The sequence below is a fragment of the Eudoraea sp. genome (assembly GCF_049669105.1).
Classification (GTDB): domain Bacteria; phylum Bacteroidota; class Bacteroidia; order Flavobacteriales; family Flavobacteriaceae; genus Eudoraea.
Genome location: NZ_JBATKE010000026.1, coordinates 1 through 7,323 on the forward strand (window position 1 = coordinate 1; position 7,323 = coordinate 7,323).

6 protein-coding genes and 1 pseudogene are annotated in these 7,323 nt (G+C 37.6%); all 7 read left to right on the top strand.

The window, feature by feature from the left end; all coding sequences use genetic code 11:
* Positions 1-165, top strand: a pseudogene (locus WBM60_RS02025) (MlaD family protein); the annotation flags it as partial.
* Complete coding sequence (locus tag WBM60_RS02030) at positions 166-1,491, top strand: 4Fe-4S dicluster domain-containing protein (protein ID WP_424282692.1); 1,326 nt, start codon at positions 166-168, stop codon at positions 1,489-1,491.
* A 20-nt stretch (positions 1,492-1,511) separates the two neighbouring features.
* Positions 1,512-2,303, top strand: a complete 792-nt coding sequence (locus tag WBM60_RS02035; protein ID WP_424282693.1) for a (Fe-S)-binding protein — start codon at positions 1,512-1,514, stop codon at positions 2,301-2,303.
* A 57-nt stretch (positions 2,304-2,360) separates the two neighbouring features.
* On the top strand, positions 2,361-2,843 hold the full coding sequence (locus WBM60_RS02040) for an ABC transporter ATPase (RefSeq protein WP_424261554.1): 483 nt from the start codon (positions 2,361-2,363) through the stop codon (positions 2,841-2,843).
* Between the two features lie 119 nt (positions 2,844-2,962).
* Positions 2,963-5,887: a glycoside hydrolase family 3 N-terminal domain-containing protein gene (locus WBM60_RS02045; RefSeq protein WP_424276790.1), complete on the top strand. Its 2,925-nt coding sequence runs from the start codon at positions 2,963-2,965 to the stop codon at positions 5,885-5,887.
* 87 nt (positions 5,888-5,974) lie between these two features.
* The gene (bshA, locus tag WBM60_RS02050; protein ID WP_424261523.1) at positions 5,975-7,117 is read left to right on the top strand and encodes an N-acetyl-alpha-D-glucosaminyl L-malate synthase BshA; all 1,143 of its coding nucleotides are present in this window, start codon (positions 5,975-5,977) and stop codon (positions 7,115-7,117) included.
* 11 nt (positions 7,118-7,128) lie between these two features.
* A partial coding sequence (locus WBM60_RS02055) for a hypothetical protein (RefSeq protein WP_424282694.1) occupies positions 7,129-7,323 on the top strand: 195 nt, incomplete at its 3' end.

Genomic DNA, 7,323 nt, shown 5'->3' on the forward strand with positions numbered 1-7,323 from the left:
GAGTTGTACAACAATTTATCTGAGGCATCCAAAGAATTAGACCTCCTGCTTCAGGATTTTCGCTTAAATCCAAAGCGATATGTAAATGTATCCGTTTTTGGGAAAAAACAAAAAGAATATGAGGTTCCCGAAGATGATCCTGCAATAAATAAACCAAATGAATAGATGCAGTATCTGCCAAATGTAATTTTCCTTATTATTTTATTAGCCGGGATTGGTTATTTTGCCAAGAACGTAAAGAAACTCAGCCGTAATATTAACCTGGGTAGAGGTGACATGCCTTCAGATAATAAACCTCAGCGCCTTAAGAATATGGCCCGTATTGCATTAGGGCAATCCAAAATGGTGGTAAGGCCCATAGCAGGTTTATTACATATAATAGTTTATCTAGGATTTATAATTATAAATATTGAAGTTCTGGAGATTATTATTGATGGGATTTTTGGAACCCATAGAGTTTTCGCACCACTCGGTAAAATTTACAACATCCTTATAGCTTCCTTTGAAGTACTTGCTCTTTTGGTAATACTAGCTGTGGTTATCTTTTGGTTGCGAAGAAATTTTATCAGGATAAAACGCTTTATTAAGCCCGAAATGAAAGGATGGCCAAAAATGGATGCAAACCTTATTTTGTATATAGAATTGGTTTTAATGGCTTTATTCCTAACCATGAATGCCGCAGATTATCAGCTTCAGCTCATGGATACGCCTCATTATACAAAAGCAGGTCTTTTTCCCGTAAGTCAATTCATCACCTCTATTTTCGATGGAATGTCTGTGAATAGTTTAATATTGATAGAGCGCTCTGCATGGTGGATGCATATCGTTGGAATATTGGCCTTCCTTAATTATTTGTATTATTCAAAGCATCTGCACATATTACTTGCCTTTCCAAACACCTATTATGGAAAACTTACTGCTCCGGGTCAATTTGATAATCTTGGAGCAGTAACCAAAGAAGTGAAATTGATGATGGATCCTAATGCTGATCCCTTTGCAGCGCCAGCGGAAGATGCGCCTCCCCCTGATAAATTTGGAGCTTCTGATGTAATGGATCTCAGTAAGGTCCAATTGTTGAACGCTTATACATGTACAGAATGCGGACGGTGTACCAGTGAATGTCCTGCAAACCTTACGGGGAAGAAACTATCACCAAGAAAGATAATGATGGATACGCGTGATAGGCTAGAGGAGGTCGGAAGTAATATGGATGCCAATAAAGGGAAATTCATTGAGGATGGACGACAATTATTGGGTGACTTTATTTCACCTGAAGAATTATGGGCTTGTACTTCCTGCAACGCATGCGTGGAAGCTTGTCCGGTAAGCATAGACCCATTATCTATAATCATTAGTATGCGTCAGTATATGGTTATGGAACAATCGGCTGCGCCAAGTGAACTCAATATTATGATGGGAAATATTGAAAATAATGGAGCACCCTGGCCATTTAATCAAATGGATAGGCTTAATTGGGTCGATGAATCTTAAAAAGCATAATAGAAAAGATCATGAATGAGGAGTTGAAAGTACCGACTATGGCAGAGCTTTTTGCTGCAGGAAAGCAGCCGGAAGTTTTATTTTGGGTAGGTTGCGCAGGTAGTTTTGATGACCGGGCCAAAAGAATTACAAAGGCTTTTGTGAAAATACTTCAGAAGGCTGATGTGAGTTTTGCCGTTCTTGGAACTGAAGAAAGTTGTTCCGGGGATCCTGCAAAACGGGCAGGAAATGAGTTTTTATTCCAAATGCAGGCCGTAACCAATATTGAAGTGATGAATGCTTACGGGATAAAAAGTATTGTAACCGCATGCCCGCACTGTTTTAACACGATTAAAAATGAATATCCGGGACTGGGAGGAAATTACCAGGTTATGCACCATACCCAGTTCATGAATACGTTATTGGAAGACGGAAGAATTACGCTGGAAGGTGGCAGCTATAAAGGTAAACGTATTACATTTCATGACCCGTGCTATCTCGGAAGGGCTAACAACATATATGAAGCACCAAGAAATATCATAAAAAAACTTGATGCCCAACTCGTGGAAATGAAAAATTGCCGAAAAAAAGGCTTATGTTGTGGGGCAGGAGGCGCGCAAATGTTTAAAGAATCCGAGAAAGGGGATAAGGAAGTGAACATTGAACGTACGGAGGAGGCTATGCAAACTCAGCCGGAAATTATTGCCGCGGCCTGTCCTTTTTGCAACACAATGATGACTGATGGCGTAAAAAGCAAGGATAAAGAAGCTTCGGTAAAAGTAATGGATATCGCTGAGTTGATAGCTAATGCGGAGGATCTGTGATCAGTTTGAAGGACTGTATAAAATATACATAATTGCTATTAACATGAAAAAGAAAAAATGCTGGTAAATTTTGAATCATTAAGCGATACGGCAAGAGTTTGGATTTACCAGGCTAACAGAAGTTTTTCGGAAGAAGAACTTGTTGAAATAACCACTGCCCTGGACAGTTTTATTTCGGAATGGACTGCCCATGGAAGCAATCTTAAGGCAGGGTATGAAATTAAATACAAACGCTTTATTATAATTGCTTTGGATCAGAATTTTGCCTCTGCTTCTGGTTGTTCTATTGATGCATCCGTACATTTTATCCAGGAGCTCGAAAAAAAATATGATGTAGATTTATTGGATAAAATGAACGTTTCCTACAAACAAGGCATGCATATTGCATATAAACCCTTAGTAGACTTTAAGAAAATGGCTAAGGATAAGGCAGTTTCTAAAAACACCATAGTTTTTAATAATTTAGTTACCAATAAACATGAATATATAAATCATTGGGAAGTGCCGGCGTCTGATAGTTGGCATAGCCGATTTTTATAAAATTGTGTTTATAGCCCCATTAGACCCTTTTGGCACTCTAATATCCCACTGCGGCTGTATTAATGAACAAAAAACAATATTTAATTTTGTTTTAAGTTAGTACCTTGAATATAATATTTATGGGGAAATACCTACTCTTTTTTCTATTCTTTGCTTTATTACTGGTTGCCCGAGGTCAATATTCACCGTTGGTGACAGCTGATACATTGTCCCAGATAGAGTGGGTCAATGATAAGTATAGCGCTATGTCCATGGAAGAAAAGATTGGACAATTGTTTATGGTAATGGCATCTTCCGGAGAAGATAAAGCTGCAACCCAAAAAATTAAGGGATTCATAAAGGATCACAAAATAGGAGGGTTGATTTTCTCAAAAGGAGGCCCCATGCGCCAGGCTAAACTGACAAATGAATACCAGTCCTTATCAAAAATTCCTCTTCTTATAGGAATGGATGCCGAATGGGGCCTGGCAATGAGACTCGATTCAACCTACTCATTTCCATGGAATATGACCCTGGGCGCAATAGCAGATACTTCAATTGTTTCAAGAGTGGGATATCAAATCGGCAAGCACGCAAACCGACTTGGGGTTCATATAAATTTTGCGCCTGATATCGACATAAATATAGATCCTAGAAACCCAATAATTGGGAATCGATCTTTTGGTGAAGACCGAGAGAATGTTGCGTTAAAGGGTATTGCGTTTATGAAAGGCATGGAAAGTGCAGGAGTACTTTCAAGCGGGAAACATTTTCCCGGTCATGGGGATACTTTTGTAGATTCACATAAATCCTTGCCTACTTTAGATTTCACAAGACAGCGTTTAGACAGCATTGAATTATATCCTTATAAAAAGCTCATAGAAGCTGGACTTAGCAGCGTTATGGTTGCACATTTAAATGTGCCGGAATTAGAGCCTGAAAATAAGCGACCTTCATCTTTATCCAAAAATATAATTACCAATTTGCTAAAAAGGGAATTGAAATTTGAAGGACTGGTATTTACAGATGCCTTGAATATGAAGGGGGTTTCGGACTTCGCAAGCAATGGGATTACAGAGTTGGAAGCATTTTTATCAGGCAATGATATTTTGCTAATGCCTAAGGATTTTATAAAAAGTAAGGATACGTTTTTAAAGGCATATCAGAATGGCTTAATATCGGAGCAGCGCCTGGCATATTCTGTCAAAAAAATATTAATGGCCAAATACAAAGCAGGCTTACATCAATACCGTCCAATAGATACAAATAACCTCATTGAGGACCTGAATAGCCCCGAAAATGATGTAATCTATGAAGAAGCTATAGAGAGTGCAATTACGGTTATTAGCGATAAGCTAAATCTTGTTGGTATCAAAAAACTTGAAAATAAGAAAATTGCCTATGTAAAATTTGGTGATGGTGTAAATACACCATTTTTGGAAGCATTAAATAAGTACGCTGAGGTAACACAGGTAAATGGTAGTGATATTGCAACATTAAAAAAGAAACTTTTTGATTTTAATCTGATTATCATTGGATTTCATAAGAGTAATGAAAGTCCCTGGAAACCCTATAAATTTTCTCAAAAAGAACTTTTTTGGCTTCAGGAAATTTCCAGACAGAGGACTTCCAATGTTTTGCTAACTGTATTTGCCAAGCCATACGCACTATTGGATATTACTGCTTTTAATGATATAGATGGGATACTTGTTGCCTATCAGAACAGTGAACTTGCTCAGCAGAAAGCGGCAGAAGTGCTTTTTGGGGCTATTCCTGCGAAAGGTATATTACCCGTTACTGCAAATCCGGAGTTTCCTGTGAATACTTCGGTTAAAACAAAATCTTTATTGCGTTTAGGATACAGTAAACCTGAAAGGGTAGGAATGAGTTCTTTAAAACTTGCTAAGGTTGATCAGTTGGTTCAAAATGGCTTAGATTCCTTAATGTTCCCTGGAGCTCAGGTCCTGATTGCCAGAAGAGGTAAAGTAATTTATAATAAAGCTTTTGGTAAACCAACTTATGAATCTAAAGATCAATTAACCACTAATAACCTTTACGACCTTGCCTCGCTTACTAAAATACTCTCTACGCTGCCAGCGGTTATGAAAATGGAAGAGGATGGCAAAATAGCCTTGAATGATACTTTTCAGGATTTAATACCGGAATATGCAGATACGGAGCTTAAAGATGTAACGGTGCTAAAAGCTTTAAGTCATTATGGTAGGCTACCATCCTGGATTGCATTCTACCTGGAAACTTTAAATGCGAAAAGAAGACCCTCTCCGGAATTTTATCGAAGTAACCCTTCAGATGGCTTTTCCATTAAGGTTACGGACAGGATGTATCTGAAAGACTCCTATAAAGATTCAATTTATAGTAGAATTGGGAGACAAGGTCTCAAATCAAATAGATATCGTTACAGTGATGTTCCCTATTATATATTTAAAAAATATATTGAGGAGACCTATAATGCCGGTTTAGATGATTTAATGGATAAATTCCTTTACAAGCCTCTGGGAGCTAACCACACCGCTTATAATCCCTTAAAAAAATTCCCAATCAACATGATTGTCCCTTCTGAGGTAGATAATTATTACAGATACCAACTCGTTCAGGGGTATGTCCATGATATGGGAGCAGCAATGCAAGGAGGAGTAGGTGGGCACGCCGGATTGTTCAGTAATGCAAACGATGTGGCAAAAATTATGCAGATGTACATTCAGGGGGGCTATTACGGAGGTGAGCGATTTTTAGATGCCAGGACCATAGAAAAATTCAATAAGTGTTATTTCTGCGATAAGAATGTACGACGTGGCGTAGGTTTCGATAAACCGCAGCTCGAAGAAAAAGGGCCAACTTGCGGATGTGTTTCCAGAAAAAGTTTTGGACATAGTGGTTTTACCGGAACTTTTACCTGGGCAGATCCGGAAGAGGAGATAGTATATGTTTTTCTATCAAACAGGACCTATCCGTCGGCTACAAACAGACTTTTGGTGAAATCAGAGCTGAGGACAAGGATTCAAAAGGCAATTTATGATTCTCTTATCAATGAGGCAGGAAATTAAATATTAGATTTGTAAATAAGGAATGTTGTATCTCTTTTCAATCCATATAAGAGACTAATATACAGCAATTTAAAAAAAGCCTGTTAAATGAAAATAGCTATAGTTTGTTACCCAACTTTTGGAGGTAGTGGGGTTGTTGCAACAGAATTAGGGATTGCTTTGGCCAATAGAGGGCACGAAATACATTTTGTCACTTACAGACAACCGGTTCGACTTGAATTATTAAGTAATAAAATTCATTTTCATGAGGTACACGTACCGGAATATGCTCTTTTTCATTACCAGCCATATGAATTGGCGCTTTCGAGTAAACTCGTTGATACAATTAAACTTTACGGCATAGAATTGCTTCATGTTCATTACGCAATACCGCATGCCTATGCTGGTTATATGGCGAAGAAAATACTGGAAGAAGATGGCATTTATATACCCATGATTACAACCTTGCACGGTACAGATATCACCCTGGTGGGTAACCATCCTTTTTATAAACCTGCGGTAAACTTTAGCATTAATAAAAGTGATGTAGTAACTTCAGTATCAGAGGATTTAAAGCAGAAAACTATAGATTTTTTCGATATCAAAAAAGAAATTGAGGTGATCCCCAATTTTATTGATAAAACAAAATACAGTTTGGATTTCACGGACTGTCAGCGATCACTAATGGCAAATGAAAATGAAAAGATAATTACCCATATTAGTAACTTTAGAAAAGTAAAGCACATTCCGGATGTTATTCATGTTTTTAATGGTATTCAGAAGCAATTAGCAGCTAAATTGATAATGGTTGGTGAAGGTCCTGAAAAAGAGCATGCCGAATTTTTATGTGAGCAATTAGGTATTACAGATAAAGTGGTGTTTTTAGGTAATAGTAATGAAATTGATAGAATCCTTTGTTTTTCTGATTTGTTTTTATTGCCTTCTAAATCGGAGAGTTTTGGTTTAGCTGCTCTGGAAGCCATGATAAACAGGACTCCTGTAATATCCAGTAATACCGGGGGAATTCCGGAAGTTAATATACATGGCGTAACTGGCTATTTAAGTGATGTTGGCGATGTGGATGATATGGTTGAAAATGCATTAAAAATCCTTAGTGATGATGCTGTTCTTGCAGAGTTTAAAGAGAATGCCTATCAGGTGGCTCTAAATTTTGATATAAAGAATGTATTACCCTTGTACGAGGCACTCTATGAAAAAGCCTATAAGGCACACTATAACAATACCTATTAAAGCAATTGCTCATGAGAATTCTTATTTTGGGACTATTAATGTTGGCGGGGACTTGTGGTAGTCAAAAGGATATGGGTAAAGAAGCAAATTATCAAGAGTTGGACAAAAATCCATTATCACTAATATTAAGTGATAATTACGGAGGAGCGGAATCTGAGCAACTATTGGTTATACGAGATGAAAAGGCTTTAAAAACTTTCTTTTCC

Bases quoted from the DNA above. Each gene is read 5' to 3' on its own strand.
- WBM60_RS02030 (WP_424282692.1), top strand. From the start codon at position 166: ATGCAGTATCTGCCAAATGTAATTTTCCTTATTATTTTATTAGCCGGG.
- WBM60_RS02035 (WP_424282693.1), top strand. From the start codon at position 1,512: ATGAATGAGGAGTTGAAAGTACCGACTATGGCAGAGCTTTTTGCTGCA.
- WBM60_RS02040 (WP_424261554.1), top strand. From the start codon at position 2,361: ATGCTGGTAAATTTTGAATCATTAAGCGATACGGCAAGAGTTTGGATT.
- WBM60_RS02045 (WP_424276790.1), top strand. From the start codon at position 2,963: ATGGGGAAATACCTACTCTTTTTTCTATTCTTTGCTTTATTACTGGTT.
- bshA (WP_424261523.1), top strand. From the start codon at position 5,975: ATGAAAATAGCTATAGTTTGTTACCCAACTTTTGGAGGTAGTGGGGTT.